Annotated in this window: 22 protein-coding genes and 1 tRNA gene; 6 read left to right on the plus strand and 17 right to left on the minus strand. The window is 42.4% G+C overall.

From position 1 onward, the window contains the following. Window positions 1-84: 84 nt before the first annotated feature. From SU86_RS08405 to SU86_RS08435, 8 genes are all read right to left on the minus strand, one after another. Window positions 85-157 (minus strand) — tRNA-Gly (locus tag SU86_RS08405). A 22-nt stretch (window positions 158-179) separates the two neighbouring features. Next, window positions 180-848 (minus strand): ribosome biogenesis protein, encoded by a 669-nt coding sequence (locus SU86_RS08410; protein ID WP_048188741.1) that lies wholly within the window; start codon window positions 846-848, stop codon window positions 180-182. A gap of 1 nt (window position 849) precedes the next feature. Beyond that, window positions 850-1,962, minus strand: coding sequence for a hypothetical protein (locus SU86_RS08415; protein WP_048188742.1), 1,113 nt, complete (start codon window positions 1,960-1,962; stop codon window positions 850-852). 42 nt (window positions 1,963-2,004) lie between these two features. Next, window positions 2,005-4,659, minus strand: a complete 2,655-nt coding sequence (locus tag SU86_RS08420) for an adenosylcobalamin-dependent ribonucleoside-diphosphate reductase (RefSeq protein WP_048188743.1) — start codon at window positions 4,657-4,659, stop codon at window positions 2,005-2,007. A gap of 212 nt (window positions 4,660-4,871) precedes the next feature. Then, a complete protein-coding gene (nrdD, locus tag SU86_RS08425; protein ID WP_082096231.1) occupies window positions 4,872-6,971 on the minus strand; it encodes an anaerobic ribonucleoside-triphosphate reductase in 2,100 nt (699 codons plus the stop codon). Between the two features lie 64 nt (window positions 6,972-7,035). Further along, entirely contained in the window at window positions 7,036-7,197 is a 162-nt protein-coding gene (locus tag SU86_RS09965) for a hypothetical protein (RefSeq protein WP_177318934.1), read from the minus strand. Between the two features lie 70 nt (window positions 7,198-7,267). Next, window positions 7,268-7,627, minus strand: coding sequence for a Zn-ribbon domain-containing OB-fold protein (locus SU86_RS08430; protein WP_420887325.1), 360 nt, complete (start codon window positions 7,625-7,627; stop codon window positions 7,268-7,270). Between the two features lie 12 nt (window positions 7,628-7,639). Then, window positions 7,640-8,794, minus strand: a complete 1,155-nt coding sequence (locus SU86_RS08435) for a thiolase domain-containing protein (RefSeq protein WP_048188745.1) — start codon at window positions 8,792-8,794, stop codon at window positions 7,640-7,642. A gap of 45 nt (window positions 8,795-8,839) precedes the next feature. On the opposite strand from SU86_RS08435, the gene SU86_RS08440 reads away from it, so the two are divergent. Continuing rightward, a complete protein-coding gene (locus SU86_RS08440) occupies window positions 8,840-9,310 on the plus strand; it encodes a DNA topoisomerase (protein WP_048188746.1) in 471 nt (156 codons plus the stop codon). Here SU86_RS08440 and SU86_RS08445 read toward each other — a convergent pair. The 5 genes from SU86_RS08445 to SU86_RS08465 form a co-directional block, all read right to left on the minus strand. Further along, window positions 9,300-10,106 (minus strand): carbon-nitrogen hydrolase family protein, encoded by an 807-nt coding sequence (locus SU86_RS08445; protein WP_048188747.1) that lies wholly within the window; start codon window positions 10,104-10,106, stop codon window positions 9,300-9,302. The two genes, SU86_RS08440 and SU86_RS08445, sit on opposite strands and share 11 nt — an antisense overlap. A gap of 42 nt (window positions 10,107-10,148) precedes the next feature. Beyond that, window positions 10,149-10,325 (minus strand): tautomerase family protein, encoded by a 177-nt coding sequence (locus SU86_RS08450; RefSeq protein ID WP_048188748.1) that lies wholly within the window; start codon window positions 10,323-10,325, stop codon window positions 10,149-10,151. Window positions 10,326-10,361: 36 nt separating this feature from the next. Next, window positions 10,362-11,138, minus strand: a complete 777-nt coding sequence (locus SU86_RS08455) for a rhomboid family intramembrane serine protease (RefSeq protein WP_048188749.1) — start codon at window positions 11,136-11,138, stop codon at window positions 10,362-10,364. A gap of 50 nt (window positions 11,139-11,188) precedes the next feature. Beyond that, entirely contained in the window at window positions 11,189-12,832 is a 1,644-nt protein-coding gene (locus SU86_RS08460) for a hypothetical protein (RefSeq protein ID WP_048188750.1), read from the minus strand. 61 nt (window positions 12,833-12,893) lie between these two features. Next, window positions 12,894-13,673, minus strand: a complete 780-nt coding sequence (locus SU86_RS08465) for a hypothetical protein (protein WP_236687692.1) — start codon at window positions 13,671-13,673, stop codon at window positions 12,894-12,896. 86 nt (window positions 13,674-13,759) lie between these two features. Here SU86_RS08465 and SU86_RS08470 point away from each other — a divergent pair, with 86 nt between their 5' ends. Together SU86_RS08470 and SU86_RS08475 are read left to right on the plus strand one after the other, a co-directional pair. Then, window positions 13,760-14,548 carry a CFI-box-CTERM domain-containing protein gene (locus SU86_RS08470; RefSeq protein ID WP_048188752.1) on the plus strand — a complete coding sequence of 263 codons (789 nt, stop codon included), beginning with the start codon at window positions 13,760-13,762 and terminating at the stop codon, window positions 14,546-14,548. A 33-nt stretch (window positions 14,549-14,581) separates the two neighbouring features. After that, window positions 14,582-15,442 carry a PEFG-CTERM sorting domain-containing protein gene (locus tag SU86_RS08475; protein WP_048188753.1) on the plus strand — a complete coding sequence of 287 codons (861 nt, stop codon included), beginning with the start codon at window positions 14,582-14,584 and terminating at the stop codon, window positions 15,440-15,442. 6 nt (window positions 15,443-15,448) lie between these two features. On the opposite strand, the gene SU86_RS08480 is transcribed toward SU86_RS08475, so the two are convergent. Beyond that, window positions 15,449-16,063 (minus strand): hypothetical protein, encoded by a 615-nt coding sequence (locus tag SU86_RS08480; RefSeq protein ID WP_048188754.1) that lies wholly within the window; start codon window positions 16,061-16,063, stop codon window positions 15,449-15,451. 99 nt (window positions 16,064-16,162) lie between these two features. On the opposite strand from SU86_RS08480, the gene SU86_RS08485 reads away from it, so the two are divergent. Both SU86_RS08485 and SU86_RS08490 read left to right on the plus strand, forming a co-directional pair. Beyond that, window positions 16,163-18,895: a virginiamycin B lyase family protein gene (locus tag SU86_RS08485; RefSeq protein ID WP_048188755.1), complete on the plus strand. Its 2,733-nt coding sequence runs from the start codon at window positions 16,163-16,165 to the stop codon at window positions 18,893-18,895. Window positions 18,896-18,950: 55 nt separating this feature from the next. Next, complete coding sequence (locus SU86_RS08490) at window positions 18,951-20,564, plus strand: hypothetical protein (protein WP_048188756.1); 1,614 nt, start codon at window positions 18,951-18,953, stop codon at window positions 20,562-20,564. Here SU86_RS08490 and SU86_RS08495 read toward each other — a convergent pair. The 3 genes from SU86_RS08495 to SU86_RS08505 are packed head-to-tail and all read right to left on the minus strand — an operon-like array spanning window position 20,557 to window position 23,167. Further along, entirely contained in the window at window positions 20,557-21,510 is a 954-nt protein-coding gene (locus SU86_RS08495; protein WP_420887326.1) for a metal ABC transporter permease, read from the minus strand. The genes SU86_RS08490 and SU86_RS08495 overlap by 8 nt on opposite strands. Then, window positions 21,396-22,187, minus strand: coding sequence for a metal ABC transporter ATP-binding protein (locus SU86_RS08500; RefSeq protein WP_048188757.1), 792 nt, complete (start codon window positions 22,185-22,187; stop codon window positions 21,396-21,398). Before SU86_RS08500 ends, SU86_RS08495 begins: the two co-directional genes overlap by 115 nt. Further along, the gene (locus SU86_RS08505) at window positions 22,184-23,167 is read right to left on the minus strand and encodes a metal ABC transporter solute-binding protein, Zn/Mn family (protein ID WP_052755654.1); all 984 of its coding nucleotides are present in this window, start codon (window positions 23,165-23,167) and stop codon (window positions 22,184-22,186) included. Before SU86_RS08505 ends, SU86_RS08500 begins: the two co-directional genes overlap by 4 nt. Before the next feature lie 91 nt (window positions 23,168-23,258). Between SU86_RS08505 and SU86_RS08510 the strand changes: the two genes are divergently transcribed. Continuing rightward, window positions 23,259-23,642, plus strand: a complete 384-nt coding sequence (locus tag SU86_RS08510; RefSeq protein WP_048188758.1) for a CopG family ribbon-helix-helix protein — start codon at window positions 23,259-23,261, stop codon at window positions 23,640-23,642.

The raw sequence follows: 23,642 nt of genomic DNA on the forward strand, positions 1-23,642 counted from the left end.
GTGAAGGTACTTTTTGATCTAACCATTACTCTAGAACGGAAAAGTGCAAAATCCTACCTTCTAACTACTATCCCATAGAATAGATGCGGCCGCCGGGATTTGAACCCGGGTAACGGGATTGGAAGTCCAGCGTACTACCAGGCTATACTACGGCCGCACAAAGTTGAAACGTTTTGCGCCTACATAAAAATGGTTTTTTCGTACTCGTACAAAGTGCGTGCAACCACCACATGCGCTTCCAGTGGATTGTCATCAACTGATAGTAACGAGTCGATTCTTTTTTTGGTAGAATCAAAGAATTCACCTTTTGGAAAGCCGCCAATCACAAGACAGGTCTCATCAGTGCATGTCTTTGCAACCTGGGAATAGGTGCTCGGCTCACCTTCTTGTGATAGTCCGATTACCTGGTCTGGTGCTATTTTGTCAATTAATCCAGAAAATGTCATGTTTTGTATCTCAAATAATTTCTGATCTTCTGATTTTATCACTCGTTGCTCAAAGAGCTGCTCCATTATTCCTGCAAATCTGTGATATGATTTTGGGAATCTGACCCGCTCGCCAACTGTTATGACCTTGTCATCGATTGTATGAACATAGACAGAGACTTCGTCTTCTTCATACAATGGTATGGTACATGCTTCAAGCAGGCAAAAATGTACCAAGTCCGGTCGTCCTCGCTTTATCTCATTTTTTAGGCCCTTCATTGCGCCAAAGTGCCACGAATTATCCAATAAAATCTCGGACGGTCTTTTTCCCATCTTTCTACAGTATGATGTAATGGCGTTGTGGTTGTACAACTCCTTTGGGACCAGTTCGAGCGATGCCTCTGCTATTACCAAAGATAACATCTTAGCTTGCCCGGATCTGGTTTTTTAGCTCAGACCAGCCAGATTTAGCAGAATTGTCAGTCTTGATCAGACCGGCATTGCAGGTATAGCTGCCCAGTCTTTCCCGTACATATTGATCATTGTTTGTCAGGGATACAGTAGAAGATTGGTCAAACTTTTGATCTATTACACAGCTTCCTGCAGGCCTATCATATGTGCGGTACCAGTTGAAAAATTCTATCTTGGAATGGTTTTGCCTGTAAAACTCATATGCCAGTTTGATAAATTCCGCCTGGTTTTCCTCAGAGCCATTAATGTCGCTTGCCGTGCTCCAGCTAAGCTCAAAGAATGCTATCTGATTGTTTGGGACTAGTTCCAGTGCCTTTTGCAGGTCTGCCTGCGCTTCTGCAGGCGTTTTTGTGATATCATTGATTCTATCCACCGGCAGATACGTAAATGCCACGAAATCGCCAGTCTCTGCAAATTCAGTTACATAGTTTTGTAGGTTCTTGTTTAGGACATTATTCAGTGAAAATGCATTTCCTATTTTTACATCAGGATGTTTTTGCTTTAGTTCTGCGTAAATGTTGTTAAATGATTCCTTGTATAGCCCAACGCTTCCTTCTGCATCATCAAAGTAAGAGTCAAGCTGCGCGCCAATTATCACATTATCTATGACACCATCATATCTAGTCAGCACGGCATCAATTGTTCTAGTCGCCTTTTGCTCAAGCGATGTCCCAAAGCCAGGGGTTCCCATCCATGCAGGATATGGCCCTACGGTTCGGCCGTTTATTATTGAAAAGTATAGTGTGACTTGGAGATCATTGTTCTTGTTTAGGCTCATCAAAATGTCAGTGTCCTTCCAGTTGTATTTTTCCTGCTCCGGCTCCACACCATTCCAAAACATGTACAGGTTCGTCCTGCCGGCACCAGACTCGTCTGCCCTGGAGTAGACCTGCTTTATTTGGTCTAATGTTACTTGTTGCGTTGGCGTATTTACTATTAGCCCTAGCTTGTCATTTTTTTGCAATGTAGGAAACGGGTTTTCTTGCGTGCCACCAGGCAGTGCTACCAAGACAGCAATTGCCGCTACTAGTGCTATTCCAATTGCTAAAAAGACTTTCTTGTCCACAAAACAAATGAAAAAAGTGATAATAAAAGAATTAGGCTGGGATTATCCAGATGTGCATCCGGAGAATCCGCACTCTATGCAGATGCTGCATCCCTCAACGAACACTAGTGCGTTCTTGCAGGATGGACAAAGCATATCTTCTGATATTTCTTCCTTAACTCCAGACTCTAACAATGGTTCCTCTGGAATCTTTAGTTGTAGTGCATTGTTGACCTGCGCTCGAACATAGTTGTTCTTGATGCTCTTGCTGATGAATTCGTGCAAGAACGAGCTTGGCACGACATCAAATGTTTTCTGTGCATTCTCGCTAGTCATGTGCAGTACCTGGGTGTGTCTAGAGCCATCTCTGTATACAGTAATTCCCTTTAGTCCTAGCTCATGAGCCAACAGATATGCAGCCTTTACATCGTCTGCGGAAACATCATGTGGCATGTTGATTGTCTTGGCTATAGCATTTCCAATCCATTCTTGCCATACTGCCTGCGCCATCAGATGGTCAGACCAGTGTATATCCATTGCAGTGACAAAGATGTTTTGAATCCATTCTGGAACCTCTGCTAGGCCTCGAACCGAGCCATAGTTGTCAGCGATTTTTGCCAACAGTTCATCAGAGTACAGCCCATTTTCTCGGAGTACTTGCTCAAAGATCTTGTTGGTGTAGAAAAAGCGTCCTACTGTTACGCGTTTCTCAAACACTAGAGCAAATGTTGGCTCCATTCCATTTGAGCAGTCTGCTATCATGGATAAGGTTCCGGTTGGTGCCACTGTTGTGGTCAGAACGTTTCGTATGCCGTGCTTTTGGATCTTAGATATTAGTGCGTCCCAGTCATAGTAGTGCTCTCCTTTTGGCTTTTCATAGTACCCAGAGACTGGAATCTTTCCTTCTGGGAACTCGGTTTTTCCGCACAGATCAAATTCGCCTCTGGAACGAGCAAGCGCTACGCTTTCTTCCATGGAATAGTACGTTAGTGCCTCTGCCAGCTTGAACTGGAATTCGTATCCTTCTTTGGAGTTGTATGGAATTCTCAGCTTGTATAGCAGATCTGCAACGCCCATTACGCCAAGGCCTATTCGTCGGGATTCCTTTGATGCCTGATCGATTTCCGGCACCGGGTAGTGATTCATGTCAATTACATTGTCCAAGAATCTGGTTGTCTTGCGGACGGTTTCCTCGTATCTTTGCCAGTCAAATTCGAATTGGCCATCTGCCTTTCTTTTTACAAGATTTGCCAGATTGATAGAGCCCAAGTTGCATGACTCGTATGGGTATAGTGACTGCTCGCCGCACGGGTTTGTAGCTCGTAGTGGCCCACCGCGCGCCTTTGCAAACACATTGTACTTGTTGATATTATCAAAGAATATCAAGCCAGGCTCTGCGCTCTTCCATGCAGATAATGCAATCAGATCAATTAGCTGGTGTGCATTGATTTCTTTTACTGGAACTCTGTCGCGTGGACTGCGGAGTGTGTATTTTCCGTCTGTGCTATCTACTAGTGCAGACCAAAAGTCCTCCCATACTCCGACTGAGACATTAAAGTTCTCCAGGATTCCGTCCTTGGTTTTGTTTGTGATGAATTTTTCAATGTCTGGGTGCCATGCTTCTAGGATTCCCATGTTTGCGCCGCGTCTTTTGCCGCCTTGCTTTACTACTTCGGTTACGGTATTGATAATATTCATGAAGGACACAGGTCCTGATGCAACACCAGATGTTGATGCAACAATATCGCCTTCGTGCCTTAGGTCAGAATAGTTGATTCCAACTCCTCCGCCGGACTTGAAGATTAGTGCCGCGTCTGATGTGGACTTCATTATATCTCCCATGTCATCAGGCATGCCAAGCACAAAGCACGCAGACAGTTGTCCTAGGCGTGCTCCGGCATTCATCATTGTTGGTGAGTTTGGCAAAAAGTCCTGCTCTGTCATGAGGGTATAGTATTCGCCTATGCGGTCTGCATATTGCTCAAACTTTTTTGCTGCCAGCAATGTCAGAACTTCTTTGAAGCTCTTTTTCATTTGGCCGCGCTTTGCAAGATATGCATACTGGTTTATCAGACCTCTGAAATGATACTTGTTCAGATAGTATTGCCCTATTTTGAATTTGTAATCAAAGTCATCAAGCTTGCTTAGATATTTTCTTGCCTCTTCTGCGTCCTGGTGTGCCCCTCCCTCTCTGACATATAATTCCGAGTCGTACAGGATATCACCCACGCCGACCAGAATTGCAACTCGCTCAAACATTTGGCTTGGGCTTTCTGTGATTTCGTTTTTGTTGTTTCTAAGTAGGTATCTTGATGCCAAGACCCTCAGGCAGTTCAGATCAAATGATTTTGAAACATTGTCTAGTGTCTTGGTGTTGAGTACCTTCATCTTGTCTTCTCGCACCTTGCGACGCTCGTGTCTATACAAGATGTAGGCTTTGGCAATTTCGCCATAGCCTTTTTCGATTAGCGTTGACTCGACCATGTCTTGGACGTCTTCGACGCTTGGTGGGTGTGATGCAGCAAATCCCTGTTGGATAAGCTTGTTCAACACCCCGCTGGTCAAGTCATCAGCTATTTTGCGGTCTGGCTGGCCGTTTGCCACCAGAGCCTTGTAGATCGCATTTGTGATCTTTTCTTTATTAAATGCTGTAATTCTACCGTCGCGTTTCTTTACGTCAACGATCGAACTTTCAATTTGAGAAAAATCTGTTGTCATTATGTCTCCCCTCACTAGGTATAATCGGTTTGGATATAACCGTGACGCCGAAAACTTTCAGATTTTAGCTCAACAAGTTTTACACCGTTACGAGAATTTTCATTTAGGTCATTCGTGGACATGAAAACGATTTGCGTTAATTTGAAAATTGATCGATCATTCAAGGAGTCATAGCTTTTATTCCACAAAAATAGATGTTGCGATTTTCAGATTCAGCTGATAATGTATGGCGACTTGCAGGATGGGCATTTCTCGAATAGCTTTTCGTCTTTGAAGCCACAGTTACCACATATAGGAACGTCCTTGCTTGGTCTGAACGAGCCTACAAGATCGCCTGCCTTCTCTATTGCCTTTTTGATCTCCTCTACCTTGGAGTCACGCTCAAATCTTAGTTGTACCAACAAGCCTCCGTTTAGGATCTTGGCTGTCTTGTTGGCGTCTGCGATCTTTTCCGACTTGGCGTTTAGCGAGTCCATTTCTGAGGCTAAAACAAGCACACCTTGTGAGTAAAATTCCGTATCTAGCGACTTGAGAACAGACATCTTACCGTACTTGTCGCCATCAAGTGAGCTAAATCTGGCAATTCCATCGGATTCAGTCATGGTTACAATAACAGAGTCACCCATTTCCTTGCCCTTCTTTTCGGCAACATCGACTGCCGTTTGCAGTACCTTATAGATGATGTCGCGCCCTTCTTTGTCGTCCGAATAGCCTAAAATGTTAAAGACTGCTTCCTTTAGTCCTACTAGATTCACTACCAAGCCCACTGAGCTTCTCTGCATGTATTGCGTGTTTGCTGCAAGCACCGGGTTTAGTCCACGTCTGGTTAGATCGGAGATGTCTTTTTTGCGCAAAGACATTGCAGCAAGTGCTGGCTTCATCAGTAAGGCAAGTCTTGCTCTGAAATATGTCTCGTCCTTGTTTGACTCAAATGCAAGTCTTGGCAGGTTGATCGTAAGTGATTGCAAGTTTATGGATGATGTGCTGTTCTTTGCCTTGATGCGAGTGATTCCGCTGTATGATGTTTCGTCCTTTGAGAACAAAACCTTTCCACCAATGGATATGATTTCAGAAATTGTTTGTGATACATCTGAGACTTTGCCTGCGGAATAATCTATTATCAGTCCAACCTGTGGTACTGGTGTCATCTTGACATAGTTCTTGTATGCATTTAGTATTGCACCAACTAGTTTTGGTTCTGCACCAAGCTCGATTCTAAATGAAACCAGTGTTGGCTCTTTGGTGTATTTGGATGATGTGGAGGAGGTGACCAGTGCTGCCACCAGCTTTTCTTCTAGTTCTGTGACGTTCTTTGCATGCTTTGCGCACAATTGTACCAGCCCATCCATGATTATCTCTCGAGAGGCCTCCTTTGATGCCAAAGATACGATCATGGAAAGCGATGACATTAGATTGTCCAGCGTCTTTATTGTGGCAAGTCTGCTAACTCCGAGGAATTTTCCTTTTAGATCAATTCCGTCCTCGATCAGCTCCTTTATGTTAAAGAATATTGTATCAGGCAATAGCGACCAGATTCCCGGATTTGAGATGTGAATGTCGCCTGAGAGGTGCGAGTCTGCAACGTCCTTTGGAAGCGCATTTAGCAGTAAAGACTCTGCAAATATGGTCTGACCAGACTTGAAGAATAACCCCTGTGCGCCATTGTCGATATTATCGACATTTGTGAGCATTTCCTGGATATCAAACACAGGCATGCCTAGGCGTGCGAGTTTGTTGCGGTATTCCTCATGGCCGTGCTCCAATAGTACAGAATTGACCATCTCGCGGATTAGCGAGCCTGTGAGGTATGTTGTTTGGTATTTGTAGATGCGGTTTTCGACTTCCTCTGTGATTTTTTGCGCCAGCTCTAGTGGAAGGCTTCCTTCCCGGACTAGTGACTGGATGATTTTATGAGAGTTAAATTCCTCAATTGATTCATGTGAGGTTCGCACATACATTTTGCCAGACTCTATGATAGAGCGTTCTTCTATTTGGCGGGCCAAGCTTAGTACCAGTTTTCCAAGGTTTGTAATGGTGTAACGTCGCTCAGACTTGTTTAGTGCGACAAGGGACTGTCTTAGTAATTTTCTCAAGTGATATGCAAATTTTCCGCTTTCCTTTTTGGACTTGAATCCGGCAAGTGACTTTAGCTCAGAATATGTCAGTGGGCCTTTGGAGTTTAGGATTCTTAGGATATCAATTCTGTTTGGACTTGCCATGACAGAGAAGATCATTCTTACGCGTTTTGATGTAGATTGTAAGATTCCGCCGGACTTTTTAGGATCGATCATTCCGGCAGCCTCAACGCTCATGAATATAGCGTGAGATCAGTCCTAAATAAGACTTGTGAAGTGATCTAAAACAAACTTTTTTTGATCAGTTTTTGTTTACGTCGATCGAAAACTCGGAGGTCGACAGGGCCTGGCCACAAGATGGACATTTGGAATTGTAATGTTTCATTACGTCCTTGACGGGCTTTAGCATTTTCATGTTTGCGATCTTTGCTCCACATTTTCCACAGGTCACATCAACTGACATACAGGATGTGATTTTGCAAAACTATTAAGAATCTTTTTTGAATTTTCCGATTGATTCGGTAAAAAATGGTTTACTGTTTTTCTAAAAGGATTCCGCGATCATCGTAGCCAGTTATTTTGATCCTAGAGCCCATTGGAAGCTGTGATGGCGATCCAATTCCACCCAAAAAGCCAGATACACGTAGCTCAGAGTCGTCAATTTTCATTACAACCCATGCATATGGAGTGTATTTCTCAAAGCCGGCAGGCGGAACCGTGATTATTGTATAGGTTGCAACCGTTCCCGTACCGTTTAGTATTTCATTTACAAAGCCCTTTGCCCCACAGTTTTGGCAAAAGTATACTGTTGCCAGGTGCAAATGCGAGCACTTGGTGCACTTTTTGGCAAGAACCTTGCCTGACTTGACTGCATCTACGAATTCTTGCTTCATTGACAAGGCAGATTACACGCCTTGGAAAATGTGAACTGCGCAGCTTGCACCGGTTGCGCCAAAGTTGTGGGTCAGGCCGATTTTTGCGTCCTTTACGGTGCGCTCACCTGCCTTTCCTGTTAATTGCTCAAAAACCTCAACTACCTGTCCGACACCTGTTGCGCCTATTGGATGACCCTTTGCCTTTAGTCCGCCAGACGGATTGATTGGAATGTCACCATTTCTTGCAGTTCTTCCCTCTCGCACTGCTTGCACTCCTGTTCCTTTCTCAAAGAATCCCAGGTCTTCAGTGTCTACCACTTCGGCAATGGTAAAGCAGTCATGAACCTCTGCAAAGTCAATGTCTTTTGCAGTAATTCCTGCCATCTTGTATGCTGCCTGTGCGGCAAGCTTTGTGCTTGGGATTGTGGTCATGTGGTCTCTGCCTTGCAGTGTTGCAGGTGATCCACCCCTTCCGGATCCTATTACATTAACATAATTCTTGGAATGCTCTTTTGCAAATTTCTCAGAACACAGTATGACTGCGCTTGCGCCATCAGAGAACGGACAGCAATCATATAGTTTTAGTGGGCTTGCCACAACTGCTGACTTCATCACATCATCGATTGAGATTTTCTTTCTGAGGTGTGCCTTTGGATTTAGCAAGCCATTTTCATGGTTTTTCACTGCGACTGCTGCCAAGTCTTCCTCTGTTGCCTTGAATTCATTCAGATACGCACGTGCCATTGATGCAAACAGTCCAGGGAATGATGCACCTGCACCACCCTCATAGAAGAAATCAGAGCAATATGAAAAGTAAGTTGTGGTCCATTCTGTGCCGGTGTGAGTTACCTTTTCTGTTCCGGCAACCAGTACCGCATCGTAAAATCCTGCTGCAACATTTGCAAACGCCTCTCTAAATGATACAGAGCCAGAGCCGCATGCAGACTCGATAGATAATGATGGTTTTTCTGGAATTCCCAGATTGCTCATGACTACAGGTCCTAGGTGAACCTGCTTGTCTGCAACTCCAAAGACATTGGAGATATAACCTGCCTGAATCTCTTTTGGATCGATTCCTGCGCTCTCTATTGCGCCAATTGAGGCTTGAATTGTAATATCGGTAATGCTATCGTCTAATTTTCCATATTTGGTGCTACCAGCGCCAAGAACGCAGACCTTTTCCACAAGACTTTCCGACCAAATCCATATAAAAATTCTTCACGGAATATCATACAGTTGAAAAAACAAGTAAAGGCCCTCCTAGTTGCAAAACCCATCAAAAAAACAAAAAAACTTGGCAAAGTACGTGTGACAAAAAGCAATATTGCCAAGCTGCAAACCGAGATGCGCCAGTATTATGACGCAAACAGCTTTCTTTCCTGGTCTGCTAGCAAAAAAAAGTACATAATTCTGGGATCAAACGAGCCAAAGAACGGACTCGTGGTGTGTCCCAGCTGCAAGGTAGGGAAACTGATGGTTATTCGATCAAGGAAGACAAAAAAAAGATTCATGGGATGCTCCAACTATTACAACGGATGCAAAGCATCTTCCCCAATGCTTCAAAAGGCAATGATTTACGCTACCAAGTCACCATGTGTGGAGTGTAATTGGCCGATGATTCTTTATCGATATTCCAGAAAGCAGAAATGGCTAAAGCAGTGCGCTAATTTCAACTGCCCAACAAGAAAGCCTAAAGACTGAGATCGGAATAGATGTCGGTCCTTCTGTTTTTGAGGAGCGGCAACGAGAGTCTAGTCTTTTTTACCAAGTCCATCGAAATATTTACAATTCCAATTCCCGATTTGTGTTTCATGTCCAGTAGAATCTTACCATATGGGTCCACAACTAGGCTTCGCCCGCAGTAAATGTTTCCAAGGTGCCCTGGAGCAATGACATAGCATCCGTTTTCTATTGCGCGAGTTTTGTTTAGTGTGATCCAGTGCTCTTCTTTATTTGGACCCTGCACCCATGCAGACGGCACAACCAAGATTTCAGAGCCAGAAGACGCCAATGTTCGAGACATTTCTGGGAATCTCAAATCATAACATATGAGCAAACCTATTTTTCCAAGTGTAGTTTTTGTTGGCGCTGCAATGACATGACCTGGCACTAGCTTGTTTGATTCTTTGAAGCCAAGTGCATCATACAGGTGAATTTTTCGATATGTCGAGGCTACCTTGCCGGATTTGTTTATCAGAAATGCAGTATCATAGACGCGGTCTTTTTTCTTGGCAGTCTCGTATATTGTTCCGATAACCTGGATTTTGTTTTTCTTGGCAGCATTTGCTATTTGTTGAATGAAATTACCATTGATTGGCTCTGCCTGCTTTGCTAGTTGTTTTGCTGATTGGTTGGATGTGGTATAGAACATCATGTATTCCGGAAATGCACACAGTTCTGCTCCTTTTTTTGCAGCATCTGAAATGTACTGGATGATTTTTTTCAGATTGTGATTTTTGTCAGTGTACGCCTTGAACTGCACCAGAGCAACTTTCATCACATTATAAAATAATAATTCAGATAAAAAGACTAGGGCACCCTATAGGGGGCTGCCTGCTAGGTACCAGTTTTCTTTTGGATTGTCCTCAAAGACCACTATAACATGAGATTCCTTTGTCTTTAGGATTTCAACTGCAGTCTTTGTCACTGCCTTTGCAAAGTCTTCCTTTTGTTGCGTGGTCCTGCCAGGATACATTGAGACGGTAATTATTGGCATGATAGAAATTTTTCTTGTCTTGGATTTATGCCTATGTCAGACATCGCCCTTCCAGCCATATCTTGAACCATATCTGGCTCCATAGCTGAACTCGGAGCTGCGCATTTTTTTGTAGGCATATCCAGTTGCCAGCCCTATTACAAATCCTCCAATGTGCGCCAAATATGCAACACCACCTGATCCAAAGCCAAATCCTCCAATGAACATTGGAAGCAAGTTTTGGAATATCAACCAGAAAGGCAGGAACCACTTTGCAGAAACGTGGGTCATTCGCATGAAAAATCCAAGCATCATAAAGGTGGTAATTTTGGCGCGCGGAAACATTACCAGATATGCGCCAAGGATTCCAGATATGGCACCAGATGCACCCACTGCAGGAATTGCACTGTTGATATCGCCCACAATATGGACTAGTCCTGCCACTATTCCCCACATCAAATAGATGCCAAGGAATTTCAGCCTGCCAAACTTTAGCTCAATGTTGTCGCCAAAGATCCACAAAAACAACATGTTGCCGCCAAGGTGCATGAGGCCTCCGTGCAAAAATGTGGAACTAAGCAAAGTAACCATGGATTCGGCAGGGCAAGAGATCTCTGATCCCTGGATTGATAGAATCTGCTCACCTGCAATGCATGCAGGAACCGCTCCCCAATCATAGAATAGAGCAGCTGCCCGATTATTGGAAAACTCGAAAAACTGTCCGGTCACTAGAACCTCAAAGAAGAAAATGATAACATTTGCAGCAATAAGGGCAATTGTCATCTTTGGCTTGTATCCCGGCGGCTTGGGGTTCTCGTCCCTTATTGGAAGCATGAATCATTTCAGCACAACATTGGATAAAAACGTAAATCCGGTTTTGCGAACTATACTTTGATTATTCCAACTTTGATCATATACTGTAATCCATTGACAAAATCCTTGTCAGTGGTCTGACCATCCGCCCAGAACTTGGCCGCATCCTTGACCCAGGATGGGATGGTAGTTGAGCTTGTGCCTTCTTTTTGCGTTTTTGGTATGGTGATTATTTTTTGCTTTATCAAATATTGAATTCCACTTGTAAAGTCTTTGTCAGTAATTTTTCCATCAGACCAGAACTTGGCGTTTGTTTTGATCCAAGAAGGAATTGCAAATTCCGATGTAGACGGTGTGATAGGCTTGGTTTGTCCTCCTTTGCCAATTGTTACGGTTGTGCTGCTTGGGCTTGGAGTAGAGTATGTTGTTTCCTCATCCAGTCCATGGCTGACTATACCAAGACTGACTTTGTAGCTGCCTTCCTTTGGGAACTTGAAGTCTTTGACATCAATTCCCTCAGTTGAGAATATTCCTAGCTTTTGTGGATCATCACCTAGATTTGTCACAAGTGTTTTGCCAGTATTGTCCTCAATTGAGTAGACATATCGAATGTATTTGAGAATCTGATTATTCTTATCAAAGAACTCAAATCGTAATGGAATGGTGCTTGTTGCGCCAAGATTAGAGTCAAATGAGATCTTTGCAGTGGCCCCATTGTTGAATTTGACATCAAACGTGTTCTTTGGTATGGCAGTTATCGGATACACCACAAAGTCCATCGTTGTGACACCTGCAGGAATTGTCTTTGCTATGTTTAGTATGTCTTCTTTGTTTATCAAAAAGTGCAAAATCGATGTATCCTCTACAGAATATGGATCAAGGATTAGCATTCTTCCTATGGTTGGAACACCATTGACCCTGCCCTCATATGCAGTAGTATCGGCAAATTCCTTGAATGCCTTTGGCACTCGCACCTCTTGGTGCACAAAGATCTGCTGTCCCTCGATTCTTTTTGTGTCCCAGTTAAACGGCATTGAAAATGAGATCGCCTTTTTTGCAGAGTCAAATTTGAAATTATTTATTAAATCATAATATGACACCACGGACGCATCGTATGTTTTGCCACCATGTGTGATTTTTTGATTGGAGATGTCTCCAACACTTAGCCAGGAATCAAACGACTTGTAGTCTTTTTCTGCAAAGATGTTCTTATCAAAATCAATTCCAGTTATTGTGATCTTAAAATGATACAGTCCGGATTCCAGCAATACTGGCGCTAGTACATCTATTTTGTCCCCAAATGCAGTCCAAGTGTTTGGCAGTTGTTCCAGCTGGTCCCCATACACAATTACATTATTCACATCAACCTTGGTTGGCTTGATTTTTAGTGTGAGATCGCCTGAATGTGCGTGGAAATTGCTTCGAAGCAATAGTTTTTCGTCCTTCCAGGCTTCGACAAAGTATGATGTGTGAGGAACAGTTTTTCCGTCCTTTGCATCAAAGAGCTTGAGCTGAAGATAGGTATCCCCTATGGTGTCCTTGGTCAGAATTGGTGGGCTGATTTTGATGAACAATGCTGCCTGTCTGTTCCCAAAGCTTGCTGGGGGGAGGTTTTCCTGAGTCAGCCCATCGCCGTGTGCAGGAGGTGCAATAGTAAAGGCTTGAGCTAAAAGCAAAACGGCAAAAATAGGAACAAAAAACTTTGTAGAAATCATCGATCTTGAGGCCTAGTGGAACATATTTAACTTTTAAGAAGATTTGAGACTCTGAAATTATCTACTCGTTGATTTGCGGTTTCACTACATGCAATGATACCGCATGATCATCAAGCAGTGAGCCAACGCCAATTGAGATGTCCTTGATTCGCAGAACAATCTTGTCTAGGTCTTTTTTGTCCAGATCATATTTTTTTGCCAAAGACAATTTGACTTTTTGTTCAGTGTCAGTTATCTGGTTTAGTGTTGCAGGCATTGTAACATCTAATAATTTGCGAAATACCTCAGGCGGAATCTTGTCAGTCTCATCCTGTATGATGTAAAACGATATTTTTTCCTCAGCTATTTCATGCGGTAATGTATCTAGCGCATTTGCAGTATAGAAGACCTGCACGTCAAGTACATTGATGGTATCTTGTGTATAATCCAGCACTATTTGCTCATTGTTGAATCCCTTTAGAGATGAAACTGGGATTTTGATTATCACAAAGCCTTCTGTCAGCTCTTTAGTATCGATCGCAAAGATCTCTTTGATGTCTCTGCAATCCATTCCAGTCGAGGTCTCAGAGTCCAGATTCTTGAATATGGCATTGGATGTTGGGCCATCATTAATGACTGCAGTCCACACCAAGCCTATTCGGTATCCTTTCTTGTTTAGTATGTTAATTGAGGTGTCATAGTGGCCAGGCCTTAGTGGTCCAGCATCATCAGGAATAGAGCCGCACACAAATTTTGCAGTATAAACTATATCTTGAATTGGGCTTGCACTTTGTGCATTTGCAAAGATCATAGAACTAGAAAGCAAGAACGCACAAACAACCCCAAGTAAAACTTTGCTCAATCTATCATACACAGAACAGATCAGAATTATAATGTTAGGGTAGAGTCCTTAGTAAATTATAATACATTTGGATTTTAAATGATCCTGTGCAGTTCTTGCTTTTGCTGTTATTGTTACCAGTCTTTCTCATACCTGCATATGCAGAGTCGCAACAATTACCAACAGACAAGGGCACATTGCTTGTCAACATTGCAACAGATCCAGAAAAACCAATTCCAGATGAGCAAACCAAACTCAAAATTGATTTTGTAAACCCACAAACAAATCTCATACAAGAGCACATTGACTATACAATTACAATAACAAACAATGATCAGGCAGTCTTTGGCCCAATACCACTAACTCATACATCGATTGGCTCAGTCACCATTCCAGTTGAGCTTGAAAACGGCGAGAACAAAATATCAATAAATGTTGAAGGAATCTTGTTCAAGCCAATCCCAGCAGAGACAGTTGCATTTACCATAATGGCAGAAAAGCCATCGCTTCCAGATACAAAATCCGGCTGTCTTATTGCAACTGCGGCATTTGGAACGGAGCTTGCGCCTCAGGTCCAGATACTCAGAGAAGTAAGGAACAATGTATTGCTTGATACTAACTCTGGCACTGCATTCATGGCGGGCTTTAACGAATTTTACTATGCATTCAGCCCTACGATAGCTGATTTAGAAAGACAAAATCCAGTCTTCAAGGAAATGGTAAAGACAACCATAACCCCAATGCTATCTACCCTGTCGATTCTGAATTATGTGGATATCAATTCAGAATCTGAAATGCTTGGATATGGAATTGGAATCATTTTGTTGAATGTGGGAATGTATTTTGGCATACCTGCACTAGTCATTGCAAAACTGTACACGCGTAAATCAGAATAAGGATTTTTATTCGCCTGCGATCACAAAAGGCCAATGAAGACAATAGCAATAGGTTCCATTTTGGCGATATTTGCTGTTATGGTAGTGGCTCCAGCATTTGCAGATCATGCAAGTGTTGATGTAAGCATTCCAGCAGGAGCAGCTACTCCTGGCTGTGAAGAGACCAACGAATGTTACATCGAGTCCGAGGTAACAATTGATGTTGGTAGTGAAGTGATATGGTCAAACGACGATAGCGCTTCACATACTGTAACAAGTGGAGATCCAAAGAATGGTCCAGACGGAAACTTTGATAGCAATCTGTTCTTGGCAGGACAAACCTTCTCTCATATGTTTGAGGAAGAGGGTGAGTTCGCATACTTTTGCCTAGTACATCCATGGATGCAGGGAATAGTAATTGTCCAAGAGGCACACGGAGATGATCATGAGGATGAAGAGCATGACCATGAGGCACATGGTGCAATGGTAATGTCAGAAGACGGCTCCATCATGATACACATTGACTCTGATGTTCCAGCAGAGGGCGAAGAAGCCGTAGTATCAGTAGAATTTGTCGATGCTGATGGAAATCCAATCGAGCATGTGAATTTTGAGGTCACTGCAACACAAGACGATCAAGAAGTCTTGGCAGAGGCAGGACAACACGCACATAGCGGAGTTACAGAATTCACAACAACGGCTCTAGGATCAGACAGTCCACTAGATGTCCAAGTCACAATTCTAGGAATAGGATTGCCAGACGATGATCCAGCAACATGGACAGGTCCAAAGGGAGAGGCAGTATCTGCTTCAGTGGTTCCAGAGTTTGGCCCACTTGCAATGATTATCTTGGCATCTGCCATAGTAAGCATTGTTGCCATAACAGCACGATCTAAAGTAATTCCAAGACTTTAGAATTCTCTATTTTCTTTTTATTAGACTAATTACTGCAAGTATCACACCTGCGGCCCCAAGACCCATAGCAAATACTGCATAGTCATATGACTGTCCAGAGCTGCCAGAGCCACCTTGACTTAGCTGTGCAATATCTTGCTGGAGCTGTCCAAGTGTGTTCTTTATTTTTGCCAGATCCGGGAGTCCGCTTGCATCGGTTGGCGGAAACGCAATGATGTTGATGTTTTCGACGTCCTCGATTTGCACCTGCTCATTTACTGTTATACCATTAATGGTGCCTTTCAGCTCAACTACAAGTGATCCTGTCTGGGTCGGGATGATTTTGGAATAGTAATGGCCTGCCTTTGCATCAGAGAGAACATCAAGCTGCTTTTGTGCACTGCCAGACTTTATGGTGGCAGTAAGATCCTTGAATGCGTTTGTCACGCCAGAGCTGACACCATCGCCTTCTTCAGTTGTGATTGCAAATACGATGGCATTTTGCTGACTCACAAGTGGCGGCTCGTCTCGCCATCCTACCTCTATTTCATATTGCTCAACATATACGGTCTTGTGCGCAAATGCAGGCAATACTCCAGATATTACAATTATCATAATGGCAAAAAGAATCTGTGCTCTCATGGAGTGATTACTTGAAATCAAGTTATTTACTTTGTGAAACTGGTAGAATCACCAAACATCTAGATTGTTTAAATTAGCAAATCGACCATTGTATGATAATTGAAAAAAGTTCTTGCCGTGTTTTTGTTAATTTTTGTGTCTGCAATCCCACTTGCATATGCACATCCATTAATCATTGACTCTAGTCCAGGTGCATCAACAAATGTTGGTGCAGGGATTACCCAAGTAAGAATTGATTTCTCAGAATCAGTTGATCTTGATTTTAGTTACATCAAGATTTTTGATAGCAATGGCAACCAAATTGACAATAAAAATACGCAATATCTCCAAGCAGATAACGAGTCCATTCTGGTAGTTACCACACCACCATTGCAGGATGGTGTGTATACGGTATCAACCAAAGTTCTCTCCAAAATTGATGGCCACCTAGTGCCATACGCATTTGTCTTTGGTGTGGGAGATGTAGAGTTGCCACCTCCACCCCAAGTCACAATTGATCAAGAGATTTACTTTCCAGAGGCAGCTGCAAGATTTCCGGGAATAGTAGGACAGGTGATTGTTCTTGGCGCTGCAATCTCTACCTTATTGATTTGGAGAGGGGCAAAAAACAAAACATGGATAAAGGAAAACTCGGAATTCCAAAAATTCTTTCATGCTAAATTCTCAACCATCACAGGAATTGCGCTCTTTGCGGTCTTTGCATCAAACATACTTATGCTTGCTATTCAGACAATCCGACTTCAAGTTTCTGCCTCTGATGTAATAGAGACATCATTTGGTATGGTCTGGTTAATACGCATGGGCCTAACTGTTATTTTGCTTGCGGTGTGGTTCTTGCTGGAAAACAAGTCCGCGGCATCTACAAAAAAACAGCTTCTAGTGCTTGGATTATCATTGATATTGATTGGCACAACAACCGCAATAGGCCATGGTGCTGCAAGTGAACAGATCTATGCAATAATAATTGACTATATCCATAATCTGATAGCGTCAGTATGGATTGGCGGAATCATATTCTTTGGATTTGTGTTGCTTCCAGCATTCACAAAATTGGATGATTCCAAAAAAGAGCTAGCCAGTCTCTTGATGATCCCAAGGTTTTCCTCTGTGATCATAGTATCGCTTGGAATTGTAATAATTACTGGACCGACCTTGCTTTGGCTCTTGGAAGATGATGTCTCGCTTTTATCACAATCGTATTACGGCTTGATGATCATCGCAAAGATAGCAATCGGCTCTGCAATGGTGGCGCTGGGCGGATACAACCAGTTCAGAATACAAAGAATGGCGGAAAAATCACTAAACTCTGGAATAACAGTGCAGAAAAAACTCAAGAGATCATTACGGACTGAGGCAGTACTTGGCATAGTTCTGCTTGGAATAGTCGCATTACTGACAAACTCTTCATTGCCTGCAAGCCAAGGGGAGGAGGCCAAATCGCAAATTCCAGATGGGTTTAACACTCTAGCATTCTCGGAGAGCTCAAAATTTGCAATAAGCATCACGCCACTAAAGAGTGGTACAAACAAGATTTTTGTTTCTGCTCAGGATTCGGAGGGAAATCCGCTTGATGACATAGCAGAGATCAAGGCCAAAGTATCAAATCCACAAAAAAACATACCTCCAATTGAAATCCCACTTGTTAGATCAGGTGACAAATACGAAGGCGAAATAACATTTGGCTTCTCTGGAAGCTGGAGCATAGAGATAGATACTCAAAGACAAAACAATCCAAACGAGAGTGCAGGCTTTGTAGTCATGGTCAAGCCACGCCTGTCTGAGCTAAAAACCGACATTACTGAATATACATTACCAGAGAGTGCAGCCCCACTATACCCTGTATATGATGGAGACGATACCATTTGGATTAGCGATTCATCAAAACCAAGACTGTGGAAGTTTTCCATATCAGAAAAACAGTTCACTTCATACACCTTTGAGGGCAAGACCACTGTTTTTCTCAAACTAGATGGCGATAGAGTATGGTTTGCAGACACGCCAGACAGCAAGATTGGCTATTTTGATATCAAAACAGAACAATTCCACACGATTCCACTTCCAATAAAATCACTTCCGATTTCACTAGAGACAGACAATGACGGAAATCTATGGATTGCCCTAGTAGACCAGAACATGCTGCTAAAATACGATATACAATCTGAAGAATTCCAAGAATACAAGATTCCAACCAATCCATCAGGCCCAGTCGCATTGGTACGAGATCAAAACGGAATGATATGGTTTGCAGAATCACAAGGAGGAAAAATTGGTGTAATCAATCCATCCACTGGAATAATAAAAGAATTCATGTCAACAGAGCCACTAAAGGAGCCGTTTTTCCTATTCATTGATCAAGACGGCACCATACTAGTATCTGAGCACACCGCCCTCAAAGTAATTAGATTCAATCCATATTTGGAGACATTCAGTCATGTTGTTACCGTAACTGATGCAAACTCGTTGCCATTTGCACTGGCACCAGACAAGTTTGGAAATATTTGGATTGCACAACACACAGTAGATAGGCTTGGAATCTATGATGTGCAAAAAAGAGAGTTTGCAGAGCTAAACATTCCAACTCAGACTACATTCACGCAATTCCTAATCAATGACAAAAATGGCAATATTTGGTTTGTAGAGCAACGCTCAAACAAGCTTGGTAATGTGATAATATCAGAGATTCCACAGATAAGTGCCACAGCACAGCCAGAAGTAGAAATAAGATATTCCGAGCTTGTCTCGCCTTTGATTTCTGCTGGAATAATAGCGACCTCGCTGTTTTTTGTAAAAAGCATCAAGGATAAACGCAGAATAGATTCTCTGATAGACTAGTTTGTTCTTTTTGAACTACAACGTGGTATTATTCCACTTTGCCTAGTTTTTCTACATGCACAGTACTGGAGACAACCAGCCCAAAAAGGGGTCTGGCTACTTTGCAGGTAGACTAAAGGAAAAAGGTGGTACAGAAGAGGTAAAGCCGGTACCAGTAGAGCCAGAAAAGGCTGAAACCGTTTCCTCAGACCAAGCTCAAACAGCACCAAAGGCAGGACAGATCTTTGAGGAAAGCACGAAGTCAATTGCATCCATGACAGACGATGTAAGTGAGACTGCAAAGCTAGTGTCATCAATGAAGGAAGGCCTAGAGCGCGTAAACAAGATAAAAAATCTGCTCACATCAGATCCACTCTGTGATGATTCCGGAATTTGTAGTTACCAAGGAGTAGACTTTAGCAAGCCTACACAAAACGAGGAAAAAATTGCAGAGATGATAAACAAGTATGCTCAGTCAAATCTCTCAGATTTACAATCCGATGCAAGCTCAATTCGTGAAGAGCTCCAGCAATTCAAGAACACCATAAAACAAAAGGAATCTGAAATATCACAGTTCAGAGAAAAGCTAAACGAAGTAAGGCAGCAACCAATTCCCAGCTTTAATCCGATTAATGATTCTGTACTCACTCAGCTAGACAACAGTATTGCAGAACCTCAAAACATGAGCGAGTTTGAGGCGGCAACCACGGATCAGGACTTGGTAAGCTTCAATTCTATTCAGGGCCAAGACTTTGCCAAACTATCCGAAATACAGCAAAGTGAGCTCAAAGACGGTGAGAAAAAACTCTTAGAGTTACGCTGGAAGATAAAAAAGGCCGAAATTGACTATGAGCAAAGACTAACGCAAAAGGATCAGCTCAATGATCTGAATGATACTATCAAAGAATTGGAATCCAAAAAGAAGACCTTGCATCTAGAAGTAAAAAGCCTAGAAAACCAAAACAAGGAACCAAAACAAGAGCTCAAAGAACTCGAGCAAAAAATTTCACAAGCAAAAAAGGAATACGATGAAAAACAAACAGCACTAAAAGAGATTCAAGATGCAAGATCAATTGTAGAATATCTAAAGCTGGACAAGCAGGCACTAAAGTCAGAAATTGATGAGCTTCGAGCAAAGACAAAGGCAGCCGAAAAAGAATACCAAGAACGCAAGCAAGCAAGCGAAAACCTAGAGGATGTGCGATTTTCCGTATCATCACTCCAGGCAGAAAAGGAAACCCTCCAGACAGAACTGGAGCAAATTCATTCCAGAATCAAAAAGGCAGAATCAGACATTGAGCAAAAGCAGCAAGAGAAGGAAAAACTTGGAGAATTCAAGGCAATTGTAACCCATCTAAAGCTGGAAAAGGAATCCTTGGAGCAGGAGCTATTGGATTTGAAATCAAAAATAAAGAAATCAGACTTGGACTATGAGCAAAAAAGAACAGCTTTGCAAGAAATGCAAGATGTCCGAGACATTTTGGCATACCTAAAGCCAGAGCGAGACTCGCTAAAATCAGAAATGAGTCAGCTCCGCGATAAAATCCAAAAGCTGGAAGAGGGATTTGATGAGGTAAACGCCAAAAAGCGCCAGTGCCAACTGGAATATGACGACCTAAAGTTCAAGCTAAAAAAGCTAGAATCAGACTATGACGAGAAGCGAAATTCGTATTCTCACTTTACTAGATAGTCTTGAGAATTGGTGTTTTGCCAATCACACCAAGATATTTTGCCGCCAGCGTACCAACTAGAATAGCAACTGAGAGCATCACTATTGTTCCAGATGGCGCCAAGTCCAGATAATACGACAAAACAATTCCAAACATTACAGAAAAGACAGCAATAGACATTGATATCAAGACAGTATGCTTGAATCCTTTTCCAAACAACATGCTAGTAATGTTTGGCAGAACAATTAGTGCAGATATTAGCAAGATTCCAACCAGTCTCATTGATGTGATTACTGTGACTCCAGCAATTATCACAAAGATATAGTTTAGTCTATCAACGTTTAGGCCACCAACCTTTGCTTGTTCTTCATCAAATGTAAAATGTAACAAAGGTTTACGCAATATTGCAAGAGATACTACAACACCAGCACTGATTGCCAGAATCAGTATTGTGTCCTCGTTACTGATTAGCAATATGCTGCCAAACAAAAAGCTAAACAGATCAACTGAAAATCCACCTGTTGCGGAAATCAACAATACACCAACACCAAATCCAGACACCAGCAAAACAGCAATTGCAGCATCTCCTGATATCTTGGTGCTTTTTCGAAGCTTTGTCATGCCTAGTGCGCCCAGAATAGAGACCACATATGCAGTCCACAGCGGATAAATCCCAGTGAACAATCCAACAGAGATTCCGCCAAATGCCATGTGAGACAGTGCATCGCCAAAAAGCGAATACCTGCGCAATACCAGAAACGTTCCCATCAACGAACAGATAATCGCAATTGCTGCGCCTGCAATCAAACCCTTTTGCATGAATGCATAGCCAAAGATCTCTAGGGTCATGGCTAGTGGTGATGCATGTGCATCTGCATTGCAGATTCCGTGTATGTCTTGAGTAAATCTTTGTTTGAGAAGAATTCCTCTTTTTGTCCATGGAAGAACAATTGTCGGTTCATGCATGCAACCCTGTTTGCAAGCTTGGCAATTGCTTCCAGGTCATGTGATGACCAAACTATTGTTATTTTGTTTTCCTCATTGATTTTTTTGATCACATTATAAAATTTGGTCTGAGTGTCAACATCAACCCCAGTTACTGGCTCATCTAGGATCATCAGGATCGGATCCTTAACCAAGGCTTTTGCGATAAAGACTCGTTGCAGCTCACCACCTGAGAGCTGGCCTATTCTTCTGTCCTTTAGGGAATCAAGGTTTACTGTCTTTAGTGCTTGCAGAATTTTTTCGCTGTTCTTGTCCAGCTTGCTGTATACTCTATTCCAAGAATGGCCATTTTTTTGCAATAATGTAGAGATTTTATTCAGCTTTTTCTCAGAGAGCAGGCCCATTGCAACCACCTCATATACTGTTGCAGGAAAGTTTGGCTCAAAGTTTACCTTTTGCGAGACGTAACCAATTAATGGTAATAGCGGATAGTATTTTTTTGCCTCATATCCAAACAGCCTGATAATACCAGCATACCCTTGCAGGCCCAAAATCGCGCGAAATAGTGTGGTTTTACCAGCACCGTTTGGGCCGACTATTCCTAGCAGGTCTCCTTCATTCACATCAAAGCTTACCTTATCAATTGCAAGGCTGCCATTATACGATATTGATACATCAGATACTTCGAGGGCTTTCATGTACACTCCAAGGCGATTTTGATGTTTCTTAGATTTTCTTCCATTTTAGCAATGTATGATGTGCCTGCTGCAAGCTCGTCCTGAGATACTCCTTCTAGTGGGCTGAGCAGTAAGATTTGTGCTCCTGCCTCATCTGCCAATACCTGAGCTAGTTTCGGATCAACTAGCTCTTCTGCAAACACAACATTGATCTGATTTTCTTTGATATAATCAACTAGTTCCTTTAGTTCACTTGCGGTTGCCTCAGACTCTGGAATTATGCCAGACAGTGAGTGAATTTCTATGCCATACCGATTACCAAAATATGTAAATGCATTATGGAATGGAACGATTGTGTTCTTTTTGCAGTTTGATATCTCTGTTCTTATTTTTGAATCAAGCTCATCAAGTTTTATGGAATATGCATTTGCATTGTCCTCATAATATTGCGCATTGTCTGCATCAACTTTGAGCAGTGAGTCCTTTATCGCCATGACTTGTTCTTTTGCCAACATTGGATCAAGCCATATATGTGGATCATACACAGAATCATGCTCTTCGGCATGGTCGGATTCGCCATGATCACCAGTTATTAGATCAAATCCATGTGTGGTTTCAACAAAAAGAACATTGGAATATTCTCCAGAATCAATTATCTTATCCACAAATGGCTCCATGCCACCGCCATTATACACGAACACATCAGATTCCTTTAGTGCTATGAGATCACCCGTGCTTGGCTCCCAGTCATGCGGCTCAATTCCTATTGGTGTAAAAACAGAGACTTTGGCCTTCTCACCGACAATGTTTTTTGAGAATTCATACAGAGGATAAAATGAAGCAATCACTTTGATCTTGGAGAATTGCGGTTGTGGTATCATGGTTTCTTGGCTAGGAAATTCCGTTGGCGTAGGAGAAGTTCCAGACTGTGCCAGTATAACAATTCCAATAATGATTGCAACCAGTCCTCCGCCAATTGCTCCAAGAGTAGATCTCTTCATGCTTGATGCAGGCGTGGAATTATTAATAAATGTATAAAATGTTAATAACTTTCATGACTATGTTTATAAAAAATTTAATAATTATTTCCTTATGCCAATTGTCTCAATTTCACTAAATGATGAGCTCCTAACAGAGCTAGACAAGCTGCAAAAGTCCATGGGTTTTGCCGGCAGATCAGAGGCAATACGTGCAGGAATTCGAAACTTTGTCTCTGAAGAAAAACAAAAGACTGAGATCTCTGGTGACTTGCACGCCATCTTGCTGGTAGTTCATAATGATGAATTTGATGACATGATTGCTGGAATCAAGCATAGTTTTGAGGATCTGATAATTACTCATCTGCACAGCAAGATTCATGGCAACAAGTGTGTAGAATTGTTCATGCTGGATGGAGAGGCAGAACGGATCAACACAATTACAAAAAATTTCAAAATAAACAAGAAAATGGATAATGTAAAGCTAGTAACGCTATGA

It is taken from the genome of Candidatus Nitrosotenuis cloacae (genome assembly GCF_000955905.1).
Lineage (GTDB): Archaea > Thermoproteota > Nitrososphaeria > Nitrososphaerales > Nitrosopumilaceae > Nitrosotenuis > Nitrosotenuis cloacae.

Excerpts from the sequence above, each read along its gene's own strand:
- SU86_RS08420 (WP_048188743.1), bottom strand. The coding sequence starts at position 4,659 with ATGACAACAGATTTTTCTCAAATTGAAAGTTCGATCGTTGACGTAAAG.
- SU86_RS08430 (WP_420887325.1), bottom strand. The coding sequence starts at position 7,627 with ATGAAGCAAGAATTCGTAGATGCAGTCAAGTCAGGCAAGGTTCTTGCC.
- SU86_RS08445 (WP_048188747.1), bottom strand. The coding sequence starts at position 10,106 with ATGAAAGTTGCTCTGGTGCAGTTCAAGGCGTACACTGACAAAAATCAC.
- nrdD (WP_082096231.1), bottom strand. The coding sequence starts at position 6,971 with ATGAGCGTTGAGGCTGCCGGAATGATCGATCCTAAAAAGTCCGGCGGA.
- SU86_RS08480 (WP_048188754.1), bottom strand. The coding sequence starts at position 16,063 with ATGAGAGCACAGATTCTTTTTGCCATTATGATAATTGTAATATCTGGA.
- SU86_RS08475 (WP_048188753.1), top strand. The coding sequence starts at position 14,582 with ATGAAGACAATAGCAATAGGTTCCATTTTGGCGATATTTGCTGTTATG.
- SU86_RS08500 (WP_048188757.1), bottom strand. The coding sequence starts at position 22,187 with ATGAAAGCCCTCGAAGTATCTGATGTATCAATATCGTATAATGGCAGC.
- SU86_RS08450 (WP_048188748.1), bottom strand. The coding sequence starts at position 10,325 with ATGCCAATAATTACCGTCTCAATGTATCCTGGCAGGACCACGCAACAA.
- SU86_RS08455 (WP_048188749.1), bottom strand. The coding sequence starts at position 11,138 with ATGCTTCCAATAAGGGACGAGAACCCCAAGCCGCCGGGATACAAGCCA.
- SU86_RS08505 (WP_052755654.1), bottom strand. The coding sequence starts at position 23,167 with ATGAAGAGATCTACTCTTGGAGCAATTGGCGGAGGACTGGTTGCAATC.
- SU86_RS08410 (WP_048188741.1), bottom strand. The coding sequence starts at position 848 with ATGTTATCTTTGGTAATAGCAGAGGCATCGCTCGAACTGGTCCCAAAG.
- SU86_RS09965 (WP_177318934.1), bottom strand. The coding sequence starts at position 7,197 with ATGTCAGTTGATGTGACCTGTGGAAAATGTGGAGCAAAGATCGCAAAC.
- SU86_RS08510 (WP_048188758.1), top strand. The coding sequence starts at position 23,259 with ATGCCAATTGTCTCAATTTCACTAAATGATGAGCTCCTAACAGAGCTA.
- SU86_RS08495 (WP_420887326.1), bottom strand. The coding sequence starts at position 21,510 with ATGCATGAACCGACAATTGTTCTTCCATGGACAAAAAGAGGAATTCTT.
- SU86_RS08490 (WP_048188756.1), top strand. The coding sequence starts at position 18,951 with ATGCACAGTACTGGAGACAACCAGCCCAAAAAGGGGTCTGGCTACTTT.
- SU86_RS08460 (WP_048188750.1), bottom strand. The coding sequence starts at position 12,832 with ATGATTTCTACAAAGTTTTTTGTTCCTATTTTTGCCGTTTTGCTTTTA.